The 17,419-nt window shown below is 70.7% G+C and carries 13 protein-coding genes; 4 read left to right on the plus strand and 9 right to left on the minus strand.

Annotated features, from left to right (window positions below; all coding sequences use genetic code 11):
• Positions 1-313: 313 nt before the first annotated feature.
• From ACFYP4_RS29580 to thyX, 3 genes are all read right to left on the minus strand, one after another.
• Positions 314-1,999 (minus strand): ribonuclease J, encoded by a 1,686-nt coding sequence (locus tag ACFYP4_RS29580; RefSeq protein WP_358855964.1) that lies wholly within the window; start codon positions 1,997-1,999, stop codon positions 314-316.
• 134 nt (positions 2,000-2,133) lie between these two features.
• On the minus strand, positions 2,134-3,033 hold the full coding sequence (dapA, locus tag ACFYP4_RS29585; protein WP_358855965.1) for a 4-hydroxy-tetrahydrodipicolinate synthase: 900 nt from the start codon (positions 3,031-3,033) through the stop codon (positions 2,134-2,136).
• A 209-nt stretch (positions 3,034-3,242) separates the two neighbouring features.
• The gene (gene thyX, locus ACFYP4_RS29590) at positions 3,243-3,983 is read right to left on the minus strand and encodes an FAD-dependent thymidylate synthase (protein ID WP_358855966.1); all 741 of its coding nucleotides are present in this window, start codon (positions 3,981-3,983) and stop codon (positions 3,243-3,245) included.
• 178 nt (positions 3,984-4,161) lie between these two features.
• Between thyX and ACFYP4_RS29595 the strand changes: the two genes are divergently transcribed.
• Positions 4,162-4,401 (plus strand): hypothetical protein, encoded by a 240-nt coding sequence (locus ACFYP4_RS29595; RefSeq protein WP_358855967.1) that lies wholly within the window; start codon positions 4,162-4,164, stop codon positions 4,399-4,401.
• A 120-nt stretch (positions 4,402-4,521) separates the two neighbouring features.
• Entirely contained in the window at positions 4,522-5,079 is a 558-nt protein-coding gene (locus tag ACFYP4_RS29600; RefSeq protein WP_388789520.1) for a PH domain-containing protein, read from the plus strand.
• 76 nt (positions 5,080-5,155) lie between these two features.
• On the opposite strand, the gene ACFYP4_RS29605 is transcribed toward ACFYP4_RS29600, so the two are convergent.
• From ACFYP4_RS29605 to rpsO, 5 genes are all read right to left on the minus strand, one after another.
• On the minus strand, positions 5,156-5,620 hold the full coding sequence (locus ACFYP4_RS29605) for a tetratricopeptide repeat protein (RefSeq protein ID WP_358855969.1): 465 nt from the start codon (positions 5,618-5,620) through the stop codon (positions 5,156-5,158).
• A gap of 35 nt (positions 5,621-5,655) precedes the next feature.
• A complete protein-coding gene (dapB, locus tag ACFYP4_RS29610) occupies positions 5,656-6,408 on the minus strand; it encodes a 4-hydroxy-tetrahydrodipicolinate reductase (RefSeq protein WP_388789523.1) in 753 nt (250 codons plus the stop codon).
• 26 nt (positions 6,409-6,434) lie between these two features.
• The gene (locus tag ACFYP4_RS29615; protein ID WP_388789527.1) at positions 6,435-7,814 is read right to left on the minus strand and encodes a M16 family metallopeptidase; all 1,380 of its coding nucleotides are present in this window, start codon (positions 7,812-7,814) and stop codon (positions 6,435-6,437) included.
• Complete coding sequence (locus ACFYP4_RS29620) at positions 7,811-10,027, minus strand: polyribonucleotide nucleotidyltransferase (protein WP_358854446.1); 2,217 nt, start codon at positions 10,025-10,027, stop codon at positions 7,811-7,813. Before ACFYP4_RS29620 ends, ACFYP4_RS29615 begins: the two co-directional genes overlap by 4 nt.
• A 334-nt stretch (positions 10,028-10,361) precedes the next feature.
• A complete protein-coding gene (gene rpsO / locus ACFYP4_RS29625; RefSeq protein WP_057579463.1) occupies positions 10,362-10,649 on the minus strand; it encodes a 30S ribosomal protein S15 in 288 nt (95 codons plus the stop codon).
• Between the two features lie 265 nt (positions 10,650-10,914).
• Between rpsO and ACFYP4_RS29630 the strand changes: the two genes are divergently transcribed.
• The gene (locus ACFYP4_RS29630; RefSeq protein ID WP_358854445.1) at positions 10,915-11,217 is read left to right on the plus strand and encodes a DUF397 domain-containing protein; all 303 of its coding nucleotides are present in this window, start codon (positions 10,915-10,917) and stop codon (positions 11,215-11,217) included.
• 340 nt (positions 11,218-11,557) lie between these two features.
• On the opposite strand, the gene eccD is transcribed toward ACFYP4_RS29630, so the two are convergent.
• Positions 11,558-13,066, minus strand: a complete 1,509-nt coding sequence (eccD, locus tag ACFYP4_RS29635) for a type VII secretion integral membrane protein EccD (protein WP_388789726.1) — start codon at positions 13,064-13,066, stop codon at positions 11,558-11,560.
• 321 nt (positions 13,067-13,387) lie between these two features.
• Here eccD and eccCa point away from each other — a divergent pair, with 321 nt between their 5' ends.
• Positions 13,388-17,350: a type VII secretion protein EccCa gene (gene eccCa / locus ACFYP4_RS29640; RefSeq protein ID WP_388789531.1), complete on the plus strand. Its 3,963-nt coding sequence runs from the start codon at positions 13,388-13,390 to the stop codon at positions 17,348-17,350.
• The last annotated feature ends 69 nt before the right edge of the window (positions 17,351-17,419 follow it).

Genomic DNA, 17,419 nt, shown 5'->3' on the forward strand with positions numbered 1-17,419 from the left:
GGAACGGACGCTTCCTTTGTACTCACCCTCTCGGGCTTTCCTCCGGGCGCTTCCCTTCGGTCTTGCGTTTCCGACTCTATCAGACCGTTTCCGGTTCCGATTTCCTCGGTGCTTTCCAGGTTCCCGCTTTCGCGTTTCCCTTTCCGGCGGTTCCGACTTTATCAGAGATTCTGAGTCGAAATTTCCGGCCCCTGCGGGGTGGTCCAACGCTCAGTCGCGTCGGGTTCCCCCTCGGGCGGAGCCGTAAACGTACTGGAGCGGGCGGCCCCGATGCAAATCGGGGCCGCCCGCTCCAGGTTGGACGTGGCCGAGGTCAGACCTCGACGACGACCGGGAGGATCATCGGGCGCCGGCGGTAGTTGTCCGACACCCACTTGCCGAGCGTGCGGCGGATGAGCTGCTGCAGCTGGTGGGGCTCGACGACGCCGTCCTGGGCCGAGCGCTCCAGGACTTCCGTGATCTTCGGGACGACGGCCGAGAAGGCGCTGTCGTCGATGCCTGAGCCGCGGGCCTGGATGTGCGGGCCTGCGGTGATCTTGCCCGTGCTGGAGTCGATCACCATGAAGACCGAGATGATGCCCTCGTCGCCGAGGATCCGGCGGTCCTTCAGCGCGGTCTCGCCCACGTCGCCGACCGAGAGGCCGTCGACGTACACATATCCCGCCTGGACCTTGCCAGCGATCCTGGCCTTGCCGCCGACGAGGTCGACGACGACGCCGTCCTCGGCGATGACGATGCGGTCGTGCGGGACTCCGGTCAGGGCGCCGAGCTCGGCGTTGGCGCGCAGGTGGCGCCATTCGCCGTGGACCGGCATCAGGTTCCGCGGCTTGCAGATGTTGTAGAAGTACAGCAGCTCGCCCGCGGAGGCGTGGCCCGAGACGTGCACCTTGGCGTTGCCCTTGTGGACCACGTTGGCGCCCCAGCGGGTCAGGCCGTTGATGACGCGGTAGACCGCGTTCTCATTGCCCGGGATCAGCGACGACGCCAGGATCACCGTGTCGCCCTGGACGATGCGGATCTGGTGGTCGCGGTTGGCCATGCGGGACAGCGCGGCCATCGGTTCGCCCTGCGAGCCCGTGCAGACGAGCACGATCTGGTGGTCCGGGAGGTCGTCGAGCGTCTTGACGTCGACCACCAGGCCCGGCGGGACCTTCAGATAACCCAGGTCGCGGGCGATGCCCATGTTGCGGACCATCGACCGGCCGACGAAGGCGACTCGGCGGCCGTACTCGTGCGCCGCGTCCAGGATCTGCTGGATGCGGTGGACGTGACTGGCGAAGCTCGCCACGATGATCCGCTTGCTTGCGCCGGCGAAGACCTGCCGCAGGACGTTCGAGATGTCGCGCTCGGGCGGGACGAAGCCCGGGACCTCGGCGTTCGTCGAGTCCGAGAGGAGAAGGTCGATGCCTTCCTCGCTCAGCCGCGCGAACGCGTGCAGGTCGGTGAGGCGGCCGTCCAGCGGGAGCTGGTCCATCTTGAAGTCGCCGGTGTGGACGACCATGCCCGCCGGGGTGCGGATGGCCACCGCGAGGGCGTCCGGGATCGAGTGGTTGACCGCCACGAACTCGCAGTCGAAGGGGCCGATGCGCTCACGGTGCCCCTCGGCGACCTCGAGCGTGTACGGACGGATGCGGTGCTCCTGGAGCTTCGCCTCGATGAGGGCGAGGGTCAGCTTGGAGCCGATCAGCGGGATGTCCGGCTTCTCGCGCAGGAGGAAGGGGACACCGCCTATGTGGTCCTCGTGGCCGTGGGTGAGGACGATGCCCTCGATGTCGTCGAGGCGGTCCCTGATGGACGTGAAGTCCGGCAGGATCAAATCGATTCCGGGCTGCTCCTCCTCGGGGAAGAGCACTCCGCAGTCGACGATCAGCAGGCGCCCGTCGTACTCGAAGACGGTCATGTTCCGGCCGATTTCGCCGAGACCACCGAGCGGGGTGACCCGCAGGCCGCCCTGGGCAAGCTTCGGCGGCGGCGCGAGTTCAGGATGCGGATGACTCAAAAGACTCTCCTCACCACGCGCGCCACGTACCCGGCAAGGCACGTGGCGCGCGTGACGTTCGTGCAATAGCAGTTGTCAGTGTGGGACGCAGGCCGGTGCCTGCGGTCGTACGTATTCAGTTGTGAAGTCTGTGGTCAGAGCTGTACCCCGCCGGCGGCGAGATCGATCTTGAGCTGGTCGGTCTCCTCGGGGGACAGCTCGACCATGGGGGCGCGCAGCGGTCCCGAGGGCAGGCCCTGGAGAGCGAGCGCGGCCTTGGTCGTCATGACGCCCTGGGTGCGGAACATGCCGGTGAAGACGGGGAGCAGCTTCTGGTGGATCTCGGTCGCCTTCTGGACGTCGCCCGAGACGTACGCGTCGAGCAGCTCGCGCAGCTCCGGCGTGACGACGTGGCCGACGACGGAGACGAAGCCGACGGCGCCCACGGAGAGCAGCGGCAGGTTCAGCATGTCGTCGCCCGAGTACCAGGCGAGGCCGGAGCGTGCGATGGCCCAGCTGGCGCGGCCGAGGTCGCCCTTGGCGTCCTTGTTGGCGACGATCCGGGGGTGCTCGGCGAGGCGCACGATCGTCTCGGTGTTGATCGGGACGCCGCTGCGGCCGGGGATGTCGTAGAGCATCACGGGCAGCTCGGTGGCGTCGGCGATCGCCGTGAAGTTCCGGTACAGGCCCTCCTGCGGGGGCTTGTTGTAGTACGGCGTGACGGTCAGGAGGCCACTCGCGCCGGCCTTCTCGGCGTCGCGGGCGAGCTCGATGCTGTGGCTGGTGTCGTTGGTGCCGACGCCCGCGACCACGTGCGCCCGGTCGCCGACCGCTTCGGCCACGGCGCGTACGAGCCGGGCTTTCTCCGCGTTGCTCGTGGTCGGGGACTCGCCGGTGGTGCCGTTGATGACCAGGCCGTCGTTGCCTGCGTCCACCAGGTGGGCGGCGAGCCGCTGCGCGCCGTCGAGGTCGAGTGCGCCGTCCGCCGTGAAGGGCGTGACCATGGCGGTGAGGACCCTCCCGAAGGGGGTCTGCGGAGTGGAGGTCGGAGCCATGGGTAACACGCTACTCGCTGCTCAACGCGGGGTCTGCCCTCGGGGCAGACGACAAGTCCGGACAAATGCGGAGCCCGGCACTGCCTGCTCGGGGGTTCAAGCAGTGCCGGGTCCGTTTGATCAGGCTAGATGAACTTCTAGAAATGCCGCAATCCGGACACTTCGTCCGGCTGATGCGTACATCTGTGCCGGATGCGTGCGGGAGCGCGCTACGGCGCGACGCGTCCGTTGGCGTTGAAGGCCGCGTACGTGAGCGGCATGAGCTTCGCCCACTCCGCCTCCATCTGCTCGCCGACCATCTCGATCTCCCGCTGCGGGAAGGACGGCACCTTGGCGAGTTCGTGCTGGGTGCGCAGGCCGAGGAAGTGCATCAGCGAGCGTGCGTTGCACGTGGCGTACATCGACGAGTACAGGCCCACCGGGAGGACGGCGCGGGCCACCTCACGGGCCACACCGGCGGCGAGCATCCTCCGGTACGCCCGGTAGGACTCGGCGTACGACTCCTGCATGGCGTCCGCCGCGATGTCGCGCTGCTCCTGCGAGCCGTCCACGAAGACGTACTTCCCGGGGCGGCCCTCCTGGACCAGCTTGCGGGACGCGTCCGGGACGTAGAAGACCGGCTGGAGCTCCCGGTAGCGGCCCGATTCCTCGTTGTACGACCAGCCCACGCGGTGCCGCATGAACTCGCGGAACACGAAGATCGGGGCGCTGATGAAGAACGTCATCGAGTTGTGCTCGAAGGGACTGCCGTGCCGGTCCCGCATGAGGTAGTTGATCAGTCCCTTCGAGCGCTCCGGGTCCTTGGTCAGCTCGTCCAGGGACTGCTCCCCGACGGTCGAGACACGGGCGGCGAACAACACGTCCGAGTCGGCGGCGCTGGACTTCACCAGCTCGACGGCGACGTCGTTCCTGAGGTCGATCTTGAAATCGTCGGCGGGGGTGTCGGTCACGATTCGAAGGGTCCTTCCATCACAGCTCTGAACGCGGCCACTCTACGGCCCGCCGAGCCCGGGGATTTCCGTGCCCCGCCAAGGAGGAAATCGGCGAAAGCGGGCACCTTTCGGGAGGTTCGCACGTCTGTAGGAGTGACACAGGTCCCTTCGAGTCCGCAGAGGAGAAGCACCGCCCATGTTCCGTCGGCGCGAGCCCGTCCCGTTCGCCTTCGTCGCAGAAGCCGACAAGTTCCGCAGCAATGTCGCTCCCCCGCCCCGTGAGCGCGCCTCCGCCGGGCAGCTGGCCGGCCGCTGGCTCATCGGGCTCACCGTGGTCGCCGGTCTCGTCGGATCCCTGCTCATCGGGATGCCCGCGCTCTCGGCGGACCGGTCGGCACCGACGGCGCAGCACTCCGAGGCCTCCGACGGGCGCTGACCCGCCCGGTTCCGCACGGCACCCGAGGCACCCCCTTGGCCCCCCAAGGGTGGTGAGCCGGGATCCGGCTCGATAGCCTCACCGGGCATAGCCCCTGTGTGGATCGAGTGAGGACCAGTCGTGCCCCTGCCCTTCCTGACGGCGGACCGCGCTTTTGACGAGGCGGCGGACGATCGCGCACTGCCGTTCGACGACCGCGACCAGTGGCGGCGTCCGTACCGGCCCGGGCCCTGGCGGGTGGGCGCGGCGGCGCTCGTCCTGCTGCTCGCCTCGTACGTGCTCTTCGCCGCCGTGATCATCGCGTTCACCGGGACGATGGCGGCCGCCGCCGTGTGTCTGGGCGGGGCGCTGCTGGTCATACTGTGCGCGCTGCGGCTGCTGCGGGTGGGTGTCTGGGTCAGCGCGACCGGCCTGCGCCGGGTGAGCTTCCTCCGCACGAGCACCGCCCCCTGGGAGCAGGTCGCCGCGGTGCGGACGGTGCAGCAGCCGGTGCGCTGGCTCGGGCTGCCGCGCACGGTGCAGGGGCAGGCCCTGGTTCTTGTCCGCAGGGACCGTGCGCCGGACGCCCTGGTGCCGCTGCTCACCACGCACGGCGCGGACTTCCTGGCGCGCATGGAGGCCTTCGACCGGGCGGCGGACGCCGTCGAGGTGTGGGCCGACGAGTACCGCAGGAGCTGAGCCACCGCACGACGAAGGGCCGGCCCGCGATGCGGGCCGGCCCTTCGTCGTGCTCCCGGGCGCACGGCCCGGACTCCTACGCGGTCGGCTCGACGCGGACCGGGCGGCCCTCGTGCAGGGCGATCGCGCGCTGCATCGCCTTGCGGGCACGCGGGGTGTCACGGGCGTCGTGATAGGCGACGGCGAGGCGGAACCAGCTGCGCCAGTCGTCCGGGGTGTCCTCGGTCTCGGCCTTGCGCCGGGCGAAGACCTCGTCGGCCGAGTCACGGTCGATGCGGCCGCCCGGCGTGCGCTTCAGCTCGTCCACGGGCAGGCCGCCCTCGGCGTCCAGCTCGGCGGCGAGCCGGTTGGCCTTGCGGACGAACTGGGTGTTCTTCCACAGGAACCAGACGCCGATGACCGGCAGGATCAGCACGGAGACGCCGAAGGTGACCGTGAGGACCGTACCGGTCCGGATCAGGAGGACCCCGCGCCAGCCGACCAGCACGAAGTAGGCGACCAGGACGGCCGCCGTGATGGCGTAGGTGATCTTCGCGCGCATGTCTCAGCTATCTGTCGACGGTCTTCGGCGGCCGCTCAGCCGAGGTTCAGGAAGTGCTCCAGGCCGAAGGTGAGGCCCGGGCTGCTCACGACGCGGCGCACGCCGAGCAGGATGCCCGGCATGAAGCTGCTGTGATGCAGCGAGTCGTGGCGGATGGTCAGGGTCTCGCCCTCCGCGCCCAGCAGGACCTCCTGGTGGGCCAGCAGGCCGCGCAGGCGGACCGCGTGCACCGGGACCCCGTCGACGTTCGCGCCGCGGGCGCCGTCCAGGGCGGTCGCCGTGGCGTCCGGCTGCGCGGCGCTGCCGGCCCGCTCACGGGCCGCGGCGATGAGCTGCGCCGTGCGCGTGGCGGTGCCGCTGGGGGCGTCCACCTTGTTCGGGTGGTGCAGCTCGACGACCTCGACGGACTCGAAGTACGGTGCGGCGGCCTCCGCGAACTTCATGGTCAGTACGGCACCGATGGAGAAGTTGGGCGCGATGAGCACGCCCGTCTCCGGCGAGCCCTCCAGCCAGGTCCGGAGCTGCGCGAGCCGCTCCCCGGTCCAGCCCGTCGTGCCGACCACGGCGTGGATGCCGTTGCGCACGCAGAAGTCGAGGTTGTCCATCACCGAGTCCGGTGTGGTCAGCTCCACCGCGACCTGCGCGCCCGACGCGGTCAGCGTCTCCAGCGTGTCGCCCCGGCCCAGCGCGGCCACCAGCTCCATGTCCTCCGCGGCCTCGACGGCTCGTACCGCCTCGGCCCCGATGCGGCCCTTGGCACCCAGGACCGCCACGCGCAGCTTGCTCATGCTTGCTTCCTTGTCTGAGACGGGGGTTACGCGACCGCGTCGTGCAGCCGGGACGCCTGCTTGTCCCTGAGCGGGCCGATGACCGACAACGAGGGCCGCTGACCCAGGATCTCGTGGGCGACCGAACGGACCTCGTCCGGGGTGACCGCCGCTATCCGGGCCAGCATGTCGTCGACGGACATCTGGTCGCCCCAGCACAGCTCGCTCTTGCCGATGCGGTTCATCAGCGCGCCGGTGTCCTCCAGGCCGAGGACCGTGGAGCCCTGGAGCTGGCCGACGGCCCGGCCGATCTCGTCGTCCGAGAGGCCGTGCTCGGCGACGTGGTCGAGCTCGTCGCGGCAGATCCTGAGGACGTCGTGCACCTGGCTCGGGCGGCAGCCCGCGTACACGCCGAAGAGACCGCAGTCGGCGAAGCCCGTGGTGTACGAGTACACGCTGTAGGCCAGGCCGCGCTTCTCGCGGATCTCCTGGAAGAGGCGGGACGACATGCCTCCGCCCAGAGCGGTGTTCAGGACGCCCAGCGCCCAGCGGCGGTCGTCGGTACGGGCCAGGCCCGGCATGCCGAGGACGACGTGCGCCTGCTCGGTCTTGCGGCCGAGCAGGCCGACGCGGCCCGCGGTGCGGATGGTGCGCCGGCCGTCGCGCGGGGCGACCGGGGTGGCCTCGGGACCCTGGAGGGCGCCGGCCTTCTCGAAGGCGGCACGGACCTGGCGTACCACCTTGTTGTGGTCGACGTTGCCGGCGCAGGCCACGACGAGGTGCGTCGGGTCGTAGTGCTTGCGGTAGAAGCGGCGGATGCGGTCGGCGCTGAGGGCGTTGACCGTGTCGACCGTGCCGAGGACCGGGCGGCCGAGGGGGGTGTCGCCGAGCATCGTGTGCGCGAACAGGTCGTGCACGCAGTCGCCCGGGTCGTCCTCGGTCATGGCGATCTCTTCGAGGATCACGCCGCGCTCGGCGTCGACGTCGGCCTGCTCGATCAGTGAGCCGGTGAGCATGTCGCACACGACGTCGATGGCGAGCGGCAGGTCCGTGTCGAGCACGCGTGCGTAGTAGCACGTGTACTCCTTCGCCGTGAACGCGTTCATCTCGCCGCCGACCGCGTCGACGGCGGAGGAGATGTCCAGGGCGGACCGGCGCCGCGTGCCTTTGAAGAGGAGGTGCTCCAGGTAGTGCGTGGCACCGTTCAGCGCGGGCGTCTCGTCGCGAGAGCCGACGTGCGCCCAGATGCCGAAGGTGGCGGAGCGTACGGAGGGCAGGGTCTCGGTGACGATGCGCAGGCCACCGGGGAGCGTCGTCTTACGGACCGTGCCGATGCCGTTGCGGCCCTTGACGAGGGTTTGGGTACGGGCGACGGCCCGCGCCTCCGAGGAGGTGCGGGCCGTCGCCGTGGAGCTGCTCGACGTCACTTGTCGGTGTCGTCCTTCTGGTCGTCGCCCTCTTCGCCCTCGACCACGGGGATGAGGGAGAGCTTTCCGCGGGAGTCGATCTCGGCGATCTCGACCTGGACCTTCTGGCCCACGCCGACGACGTCCTCGACGTTCTCCACGCGCTTGCCACCGGCGAGCTTGCGGATCTGCGAGATGTGCAGCAGACCGTCCTTGCCCGGGAGCAGCGACACGAACGCACCGAAGGTGGTCGTCTTGACGACCGTGCCCAGGTAGCGCTCGCCGACCTCCGGCATGGTCGGGTTGGCGATGCCGTTGATCACTGCGCGAGCGGCCTCGGCCTGCGAGCCCTGGGCGGCACCGATGTAGATGGTGCCGTCGTCCTCGATCGTGATGTCGGCGCCGGTGTCCTCCTGGATCTGGTTGATCATCTTGCCCTTCGGGCCGATGACCTCACCGATCTTGTCCACCGGGATCTTGACGGTGATGATCCGCGGGGCGTTCGGGGACATCTCGTCCGGCGTGTCGATCGCTTCCATCATCACGTCGAGGATGTGGAGGCGGGCGTCACGGGCCTGCTTGAGGGCCGCGGCCAGGACGGAGGCGGGGATGCCGTCCAGCTTCGTGTCGAGCTGGAGGGCGGTCACGAACTCCTTGGTGCCGGCGACCTTGAAGTCCATGTCGCCGAAGGCGTCCTCCGCACCGAGGATGTCGGTGAGGGCGACGTAGTGCGTCTCGCCGTTGATCTCCTGGGAGATCAGACCCATGGCGATACCCGCGACGGGGGCCTTCAGCGGCACACCGGCGTTCAGCAGCGACATGGTGGAGGCGCAGACGGAGCCCATGGACGTCGAGCCGTTGGAGCCGAGGGCCTCGGACACCTGACGGATCGCGTAGGGGAACTCCTCGCGCGTCGGCAGGACCGGCACGATCGCGCGCTCGGCGAGGGCGCCGTGGCCGATCTCGCGGCGCTTCGGCGAACCGACGCGGCCCGTCTCGCCGACGGAGTACGGCGGGAAGTTGTAGTTGTGCATGTAGCGCTTGCGGGTCACCGGGGAGAGGGTGTCCAGCTGCTGCTCCATACGGAGCATGTTGAGGGTGGTGACGCCCAGGATCTGGGTCTCGCCACGCTCGAACAGCGCGGAGCCGTGCACCCGCGGGATGGCCTCGACCTCGGCGGCCAGCGTGCGGATGTCGGTGACACCGCGGCCGTCGATGCGCTTCTTGTCCTTGATGACGCGCTCACGCACGAGGGACTTGGTCAGCGAGCGGTACGCGGCGGAGATCTCCTTCTCGCGGCCCTCGAACTGCGGGAGCAGCTTCTCGGCGGCGAGACCCTTGACGCGGTCCAGCTCGGCCTCGCGCTCCTGCTTGCCCGCGATGGTGAGGGCCTGCGAGAGCTCGCCCTTGACGGCGGCGGTGAGCGCCTCCAGGACGTCGTCCTGGTAGTCGAGGAAGACGGGGAACTCGCCGGTCGGCTTCGCGGCCTTGGCGGCGAGGTCGGCCTGGGCCTTGCAGAGCACCCGGATGAAGGGCTTAGCGGCGTCCAGACCGGCGGCGACGACCTCCTCGGTCGGCGCCTCGGCGCCGCCCTGCACGAGCTGGATCGTCTTCTCGGTGGCCTCGGCCTCGACCATCATGATCGCGACGTCGCCGTCCTCGAGGGTGCGACCGGCGACGACCATGTCGAAGACGGCGTTCTCGAGTTCGGTGTGCGTCGGGAACGCGACCCACTGGCCGTTGATCAGCGCGACGCGGACGCCGCCGATCGGGCCGGAGAAGGGCAGACCGGCCAGCTGCGTGGACGCGGACGCGGCGTTGATCGCCACGACGTCGTACAGGTGGTCGGGGTTGAGCGCCATGATCGTCGCGACGACCTGGATCTCGTTGCGCAGGCCCTTCTTGAAGGACGGGCGCAGCGGACGGTCGATGAGGCGGCAGGTGAGGATGGCGTCCTCGGAGGGCCGGCCCTCACGGCGGAAGAAGCTGCCGGGGATCTTGCCGGCGGCGTACATCCGCTCCTCGACGTCCACCGTGAGGGGGAAGAAGTCGAGCTGGTCCTTGGGGTTCTTCGAGGCGGTCGTGGCCGACAGCACCATGGTGTCGTCGTCCAGGTACGCCACGGCGGAGCCGGCGGCCTGCTTGGCCAGGCGGCCCGTCTCGAAACGGATGGTGCGGGTGCCGAAGGAACCGTTGTCGATAACGGCCTCGGCGTAGTGGGTCTCGTTCTCCACTAGCAATTTCTCCGATACTTTTCGTCTTTCGTCCGTCCTGTCCGTGTGACAGGGGGACGGTGGCGGAGAAGCGCTCCGTCTGGTGCGGGCCGGTCTTCGATCGAAGCACCCGGGCTTGCTTCCCCGGGGGCCACTACCGAGGACCGGCGGCGGCGAGGCGCGCTTCTCCTCGTTCAGTGTGTGACCTCGGCCCGCCCGGTGCGGGCAGGCGCTGTCACGTGGTGTCGTACGTCCTGCGTCGTGCTACCACATTACAAAGAGGCGGCGATGTTCCGCACGTACGGCAAAGGGAGCGGTTCCCTCCTGAGGTGGGAACCGCTCCCTTCACGGCGTGTTACTTGGCGCCCGCCGCACCGCGGCGGATGCCCAGGCGGTCGACCAGCGCACGGAAGCGCTGGATGTCCTTCTTGGCCAGGTACTGCAGCAGACGGCGGCGCTGACCGACCAGGATCAGCAGACCACGACGGGAGTGGTGGTCGTGCTTGTGCGTCTTCAGGTGCTCGGTCAGGTCCGAGATCCGGCGGGACAGCATGGCGACCTGGACCTCGGGGGAGCCGGTGTCGCCCTCCTTCTGACCGAACTCGCTGATGAGCTGCTTCTTCGTAGCGGCGTCGAGCGGCACGCGTACTCCTCGTAGTCTTTGTGATGGCCACCGAGTGCCCCTGGTCCACATCTCAGGGGAGCTTCCGTAACTCGGGAGGCGGGGATCCGCTGGGCGCGACCTCCAGAACACATGGCTCCGGGGGTGCGTACACAAACGGCCGTTACACAGCGTACCAGCCTGGCAGGACGCGCTCGCCAGGGTCCCGGAAGGACCTCTGGCGCGGAGGGGGCGGCCACTAGGGTGAACGCTCGGATCGTTTCGTACGGGAAGGGGTCGCTTCGCCATGGCCGAGGCACAGGACAAGGACGTCAGGGCCCGCAAGGAGCGCGAGAGGGACGAGCTCTACGCCCTCGACATCTCGGGCGTCGAGTGGCACAGCGCGCCGGGTACGGAGGAGCACGAGGAGCGGGTCGAGATCGCGTACCTGCCGGCGGGCGCCGTGGCCATGCGGTCCTCGCTGGACCCGGACACGGTCCTGCGGTACACGGAGGCGGAGTGGACCGCGTTCGTGCTGGGGGCGCGGGACGGGGAGTTCGACCTGGAGCCGGCGCCGGGCGGCGGAGCGGGCGCGGAGCCGGCGTCCTGACCGTGCCGTTCCGTACGGACGCCCGTGCCGGTCGCCCTCGGCCCGCCGTGGCCGTCCGGTTCCGGCTCTCCGGCTGGACGGCGGCGTCGGTCGCCGATGTGACGGCACGGGAGAAGGGGGGGGGGGGGGGGGGGGGGCCCCCCCCCCCCCCCCCCACAAACACCCCCCCCCCCCCCCCCCCCCCCGGGGCGCCCGCGGCGGGGGGGGGCGGGGGGGGCCGGGCGCCGGGGGGGGGGGGGGGGGGGGGCCCCGGGGGGGGGGGCGGGGGGGGGGGGGGGGGCGGGGGGGCCCCCCCCCCCCCCCCCCCCCCTTCTCACTGTCCGCGCACCCGGCCGACCCCTCAGCTGGTCATGGCGCGGGCGGTCGCGTACACGTCGAAGACGGCGAGCGCCAGCGGTACCAGCGTCAGCAGGACGAAGCCCTCGGCGATCTCCAGGAAGCGGCCCCAGAACGGGGTGAGACCGCCCCGCGGGAGGATCAGACCGAGCGCGGTGACCAGGGCCGCCGCCGCCGCGATCACGGCGACAAGCCAGATCGTACGGAGGTCCAGGGCCGCGCGGTCCCCGGCGAGGGCGTCGCGCATCAGGGCGGACGGCGGATTCAGCGCCAGGCCGAGGCCGAGCAGGACGAGGGCGGCGAGGCCCGCGGCGAGGATGGGCGCCACCTGGGCGGTGTAGCGGAAGAGGTGGGCGCGCATCAGCAGCGCGACGCCGGTCGCGAGGGCGAGCAGCCGGCCCCACACGTCGTCGGAGAAACCGAGCACCGCGCAGGCCGCGACGGCCACGAGCGCGCAGCCGCCCACCAGGCCGACGAGCAGTTCGTGGCCGCGGCGGGCCTGCGCCTGGATGCGTTCGGCGTCGACCGGCTCGGGCGGCACGGGATCGGTGCCGTACGCGCTGCGCCGGGCGTTGTTCGGCGGGTCGAAGCCGATCGGCAGGCGGGCGAAGCGCATGGACAGGCCGGGCAGGAAGGCCAGCGCGCCCACGGCTACGGGCGCGCACAGCGCCGCCGTCTCCGTGGGCGTCCAGTGCGCGAGGAGCGCCACGAACACGGCGATCAGGCCGATGGCCGAGGCGCACACGAACGCCACGAACGGGCCGTCGCCGCGCGGGGAGCACAAGGTGAGGACCACCGAGGCCACCAGGACCGCGGCGCAGCCGAGGAGGAACTGGAGCTTGCCGATGCCCTGGCCGGCGGCGAGGGCCAGCAGTCCGGAGCCCGCCACCGCCGTGTTCGGCAGGGCGCCGAGCCCGAGCGCGATCGCGGAGGCCCGGTCGTCGTAGACCCGAGCGCGCACGGCGGCGAAGACCACCAGGAGGACGCCGGCGACCGCCGCCAGGATGCCGGGCAGGCTGTGCATGTCGTGCAGTGGGTCGGCGGTCCACGCGACGAAGGCGAGCAGCGCCGGCAGGACACCGCCGCCGACGAGGCCCGCGGTGCGCGTCAGGTCGCCGTTCCACAGGGTGCGCTCGCGGGTGACCGCGGAGGCCACGGCCTCGGACACGTCGTCGAAGACGGCTGGCGGCAGCGACTCGGAGAAGGGGCGCAGCGTGAGGAGTTCGCCGTCGAGAATGCGCTGGGCGGCGAAGGAGCGGGAGCTGTCGAGGACCGTGCCGTCGCGGCGTACCAGGTGGTAGCCGACCGGGGCGCCCTCGGCGGGGCTCTGGCGGGAGAGCCGCAGGATCTCCGGATAGATGTCCGCGACCGGGATGTCGTCGGGCAGCGCCACGTCGATCCGGCTGTCCGGCGCGACGATGGTGACCCGGCAGAAACCGAGACCCGCGCCCGCCCCGGAAGGGGCTGCGGGACCGGGACCGCCGGCTCCGGTGGTCGTCGCGGAGGCCGTCATGCTCACCTGCTGCTCCCCCTCAGTGATGGTTGTGGAACTGGGCTGTGAAGGTCCTGCGCCCGTTTCCGCGGGCTGCTCCGCCGATCGCCCGGCGAGGCGCCGGTCCTGGGCCGTCCGGCCGGCCGGCGGGCCTCACGCATCTCCACATGGCGCGAAATGCCCTGATTCTCCAGCCTGGTTCGTGTGTGCTCACGCGAACATCCGGCACCCTACCGCCCACCGGTCCCGCGTGAAGTCAGTAGGATCACGCGGCGGCCTGCGTCCGCCTGACACGGGGCGGCGGGCGGAAGACCCTGGGGCCGGCAAGGGAATTGGTGAGCAGTGAGCCACATCGTCGTGAAGCGCCCGCCGCGGGCGCTGCCGTCCGAAGTGCCCACGGACGAAGTCGTCCTGCAGCCTCCGCCCGAGCTGCCGCGGGGGCATCAGGAGGGCGTCCTCATGCAGTTGCTGCCGACGCTCGGCATGGGCGGCTCGGTGGTGTTCTTCTTCACGAGCGGGCAGCCGTTCATGAAGATCATGGGCATGGTGATGATCGCCTCGACGGTGGCCATGTCCATCGCGATGGTGGTGCGCTTCCGGCGCGGTTCCCAGGGCCAGCTCGCCGACATGCGGCGCGACTATCTGAGCTACCTGTCGCAGACCCGGCGCGCCGCCGTGGGCACCGCGAAGGCGCAGCGCGACGCCCAGTACTACCTGCACCCCTCGCCCGAGCAGCTGTGGGCACTGGTCGCCGAGGGCAGCCGGCTGTGGGAGCGGCGCCCGGGCGACGAGGACTTCGCGCAGGTCCGCGTCGGTCTCGGCCCGCAGTCCCTCGCCACCCCCCTGCTCACCCCCGAGACCGGCCCCGTGGACCAGCTGGAACCGCTGACCGCGGGTGCGATGCAGCGGTTCGTCGCCACCCACAGCACACTGGACGACCTGCCGATGGCGGTCTCGCTGCGCGCCTTCTACCACGTCGGCATCAGCGGTGAGCCGCAGTCCGTACGTGCCTCGGCGCGCGCCCTGACCGCTTCGCTGGCCGCCCTGCACTCCCCCGAGGACCTGATCATCGTGGTCGCGGCCGGGCGGGATGCCCTGCCGCACTGGGAGTGGGCCAAGTGGCTGCCCCATGTGCAGGCGCCCGGCGCGGTGGACGGCGCGGGCAGCCGCCGCCTGATCGGCAGCGACACCCGCGAACTGGAGGACCTGCTCGCCACCCGCCTGACCGGCCGCCCCCGTTTCCACCCGAACGCCGCCCCGCTCACCGACGAACCGCACATCGTCGTCGTACTCGACGGCCTGTCGCTGCTGCCCGACTCCGTCCTCGCCTCGCCCGAAGGCCTCCAGGGCGTCACGGTTCTCGAGGTCGTGCCCGGTGAACCAGCGGGCACGCAGGGCGACTTGTCCATCGTCGTACACCCGCAGGAGCTGCACCTGGAGTCCGGGCACGGCGTCGTCTACGAGGGGATCCCCGACGCTCTCTCCTACGAGTCGGCCGAGGCGCTGGCACGCCAACTCGCGCCGCTGCGCATGGCGTCCGGCGGGGACGACGACGAACCGCTGCTCGCCAACCTGGAGTTCACCGACCTGCTGAGTCTCGGCGACGCCGCGTCGGTGGACACCAAGCGCACCTGGCGGCCGCGTTCACTGGCCGAGCGGTTGCGGGTGCCGATCGGCGTCGGCGAGGACGGCCGTCCGGTGATGCTGGACCTCAAGGAGGCCGCCCAGGAGGGCATGGGCCCGCACGGCCTGTGTGTGGGTGCGACCGGTTCCGGCAAGTCGGAGCTGCTGCGCACCCTGGTGCTCGGCCTCGCTGTCACCCACTCCTCGGAGACCCTGAACTTCGTCCTCGCGGACTTCAAGGGCGGTGCCACCTTCGCCGGCATGGCGCAGATGCCGCACGTGGCGGCCGTCATCACCAACCTCGCGGACGATCTGACGCTGGTCGACCGCATGGGTGACTCCATCCGCGGTGAGCTCAACCGCCGCCAGGAGATGCTGCGCGACGCGGGCAACTACGCCAACATCCACGACTACGAGAAGGCGCGCGCGGCCGGCGCCCCGCTCCAGCCGATCCCGTCCCTCGTCCTGGTGATCGACGAGTTCAGCGAACTGCTCACCGCGAAGCCGGACTTCATCGAGATGTTCGTGCAGATCGGCCGTATCGGCCGTTCGCTGGGCGTGCACCTGCTGCTGGCGTCCCAGCGGCTGGAGGAGGGGCGGCTGCGCGGCCTGGAGACGTACCTGTCGTACCGCGTCGGTCTGCGCACGTTCTCCGCCGCCGAGTCGCGTGCGGCTCTGGGCGTGCCGGACGCCTACGAGCTGCCGAACGTGCCCGGTTCGGGTTTCCTGAAGTACGGCACGGACGAGATGGTGCGGTTCAAGGCGGCGTACGTGTCCGGGGTGTACCGCTCGGGTTCGGCGCGGGCCGCCGCGCTCGGCGGGGCGCTGCCGCTGGACCGGCGGCCGGTGGTGTTCACCGCGGCCGAGGTGCCCGTGCAGTACGTGACCGTGCCCCAGCAGCGTCCGGAGGCGTCCGACACGGACGACGCGCTGGCGGACACCGTCCTCGACGTGATCGTGCGCCGGCTGGAGGCGCAGGGGCCGGCGGCGCACCAGGTGTGGCTGCCGCCGCTGGACAGCCCGCCGTCGCTGGACGGGCTGCTGCCCGGTCTGACCGCGGTCGAGGGCCGGGGGCTCACCCAGCCCGGGTACGAGGGGGCGGGACGCCTCGTGGTACCCGTCGGACTCGTCGACAAGCCGTACGAGCAGCGCCGCGACCCGTTGTGGGTCGACTTCTCCGGCGCGGCCGGCCACATGCAGATCGTCGGCGGCCCGCAGTCCGGCAAGTCGACGCTGCTGCGCACGCTGATCGCGTCGTTCGCCCTGACCCACACCCCGGCCGAGGTGCAGTTCTACGGACTGGACTTCGGCGGTGGCGGGCTGTCGGCGATCGCCGGGCTGCCGCACGTCGGCGGTGTCGCGTCCCGGCTGGACCCCGAGCGGGTGCGCCGCACGGTCGCCGAGGTGTACGGCGTCATGACGCGCCGCGAGGAGTACTTCCGCTCGTCCGGCATCTCCTCCATCGCGGAGTTCCGCACCAAGCGCGGCCGCGGCGAGATCTCGCTGACCGAGCAGCCGTGGGGCGACGTCTTCCTCGTCATCGACGGCTGGGGGAACTTCCGCACCGACTACGAGGGTCTGGAGCAGGTCGTCCTGGACATGGCCGCGCGGGGCCTCGGTTACGGCATCCACGTGGTGCTGTCCGCGTCCCGGTCCATGGAGGTCAGGTCCAACCTGAAGGACCACCTGATGAACCGCCTGGAGCTGCGGCTCGGCGACACGATGGACTCGGAGCTGGACCGCAAGGTGGCGGCGAACGTCCCGACGGGTGTGCCGGGACGCGGCCAGTCGCCGCAGAAGCTGCACTTCATGGCCGCCGTTCCGCGGATCGACGGTCTCACCTCGGACACGGACCTCGCCGACGCCACGGCGGCGCTGACGACGGAGGTCGCCCGTCACTGGCAGGGGCCGGGTGCGCCCGTAGTGCGTCTGCTGCCGCGTGAGTTCCCGGCGGAGCAGCTGCCTCCGGGTGACCGGTTCCCCCGGCGCGGGGTGGCCTTCGCCCTCGACGAGGACAACCTCGAACCCGTCTTCGTCGACTTCGAGCAGGACCCGTTCTTCCTGGTCTTCGGCGAGAGCGAGACCGGCAAGTCGAACCTGCTGCGGCTGCTCATCAGGCAGCTGACCGCGCGCTACTCCGGCGACGAGTGCAAGCTGTTCGTCGTCGACAACCGGCGGTCCCTGCTGGGCGTCACCCCGTCCTCGCACCTGGCGGAGTACATCCCGATGTCCAATGCCATGGACCACCACATGACCGCGCTCGCCGACCTGATGCAGCGCCGGACGCCCACGGCCGACGTGACCGCGCAGCAGTTGCGGGACCGGAGCTGGTGGCAGGGGCCGACGGTGTACGTGATCGTGGACGACTACGACCTGGTGTCCACGTCGAGCGGGAACCCGCTGGGCGGCCTGACGGAACTCCTCCCCTTCGCCCGGGACGTCGGCGTGCGCTTCATCATCGCGCGGTCGACGGCGGGCGCGGGGCGCGCGGCGTACGAGCCGTTCATGCAGCGCATGAAGGAACTGGGGGCGCAGGGTGTCGTGATGGCCGGTGACCCGGGTGAGGGGGACATCCTCGGCGGGGTGCGTCCCCGGCCGATGCCGGTGGGCCGGGGGGTCTTCGTCTCCCGCCGACGCGGGAAGCCGTTGGTGCAGACGGGGTTGGTCGGGGGCGAGTACTGACGGGGCCTGGGGGCGCTCGGGCCGCTCGGGGCGTTGTGGACGGGTGGTCGGGGCCGTGGAGGCCCTCGC

It is taken from the genome of Streptomyces sp. NPDC005551 (assembly GCF_042871785.1).
Taxonomy (GTDB): Bacteria; Actinomycetota; Actinomycetes; order Streptomycetales; family Streptomycetaceae; genus Streptomyces.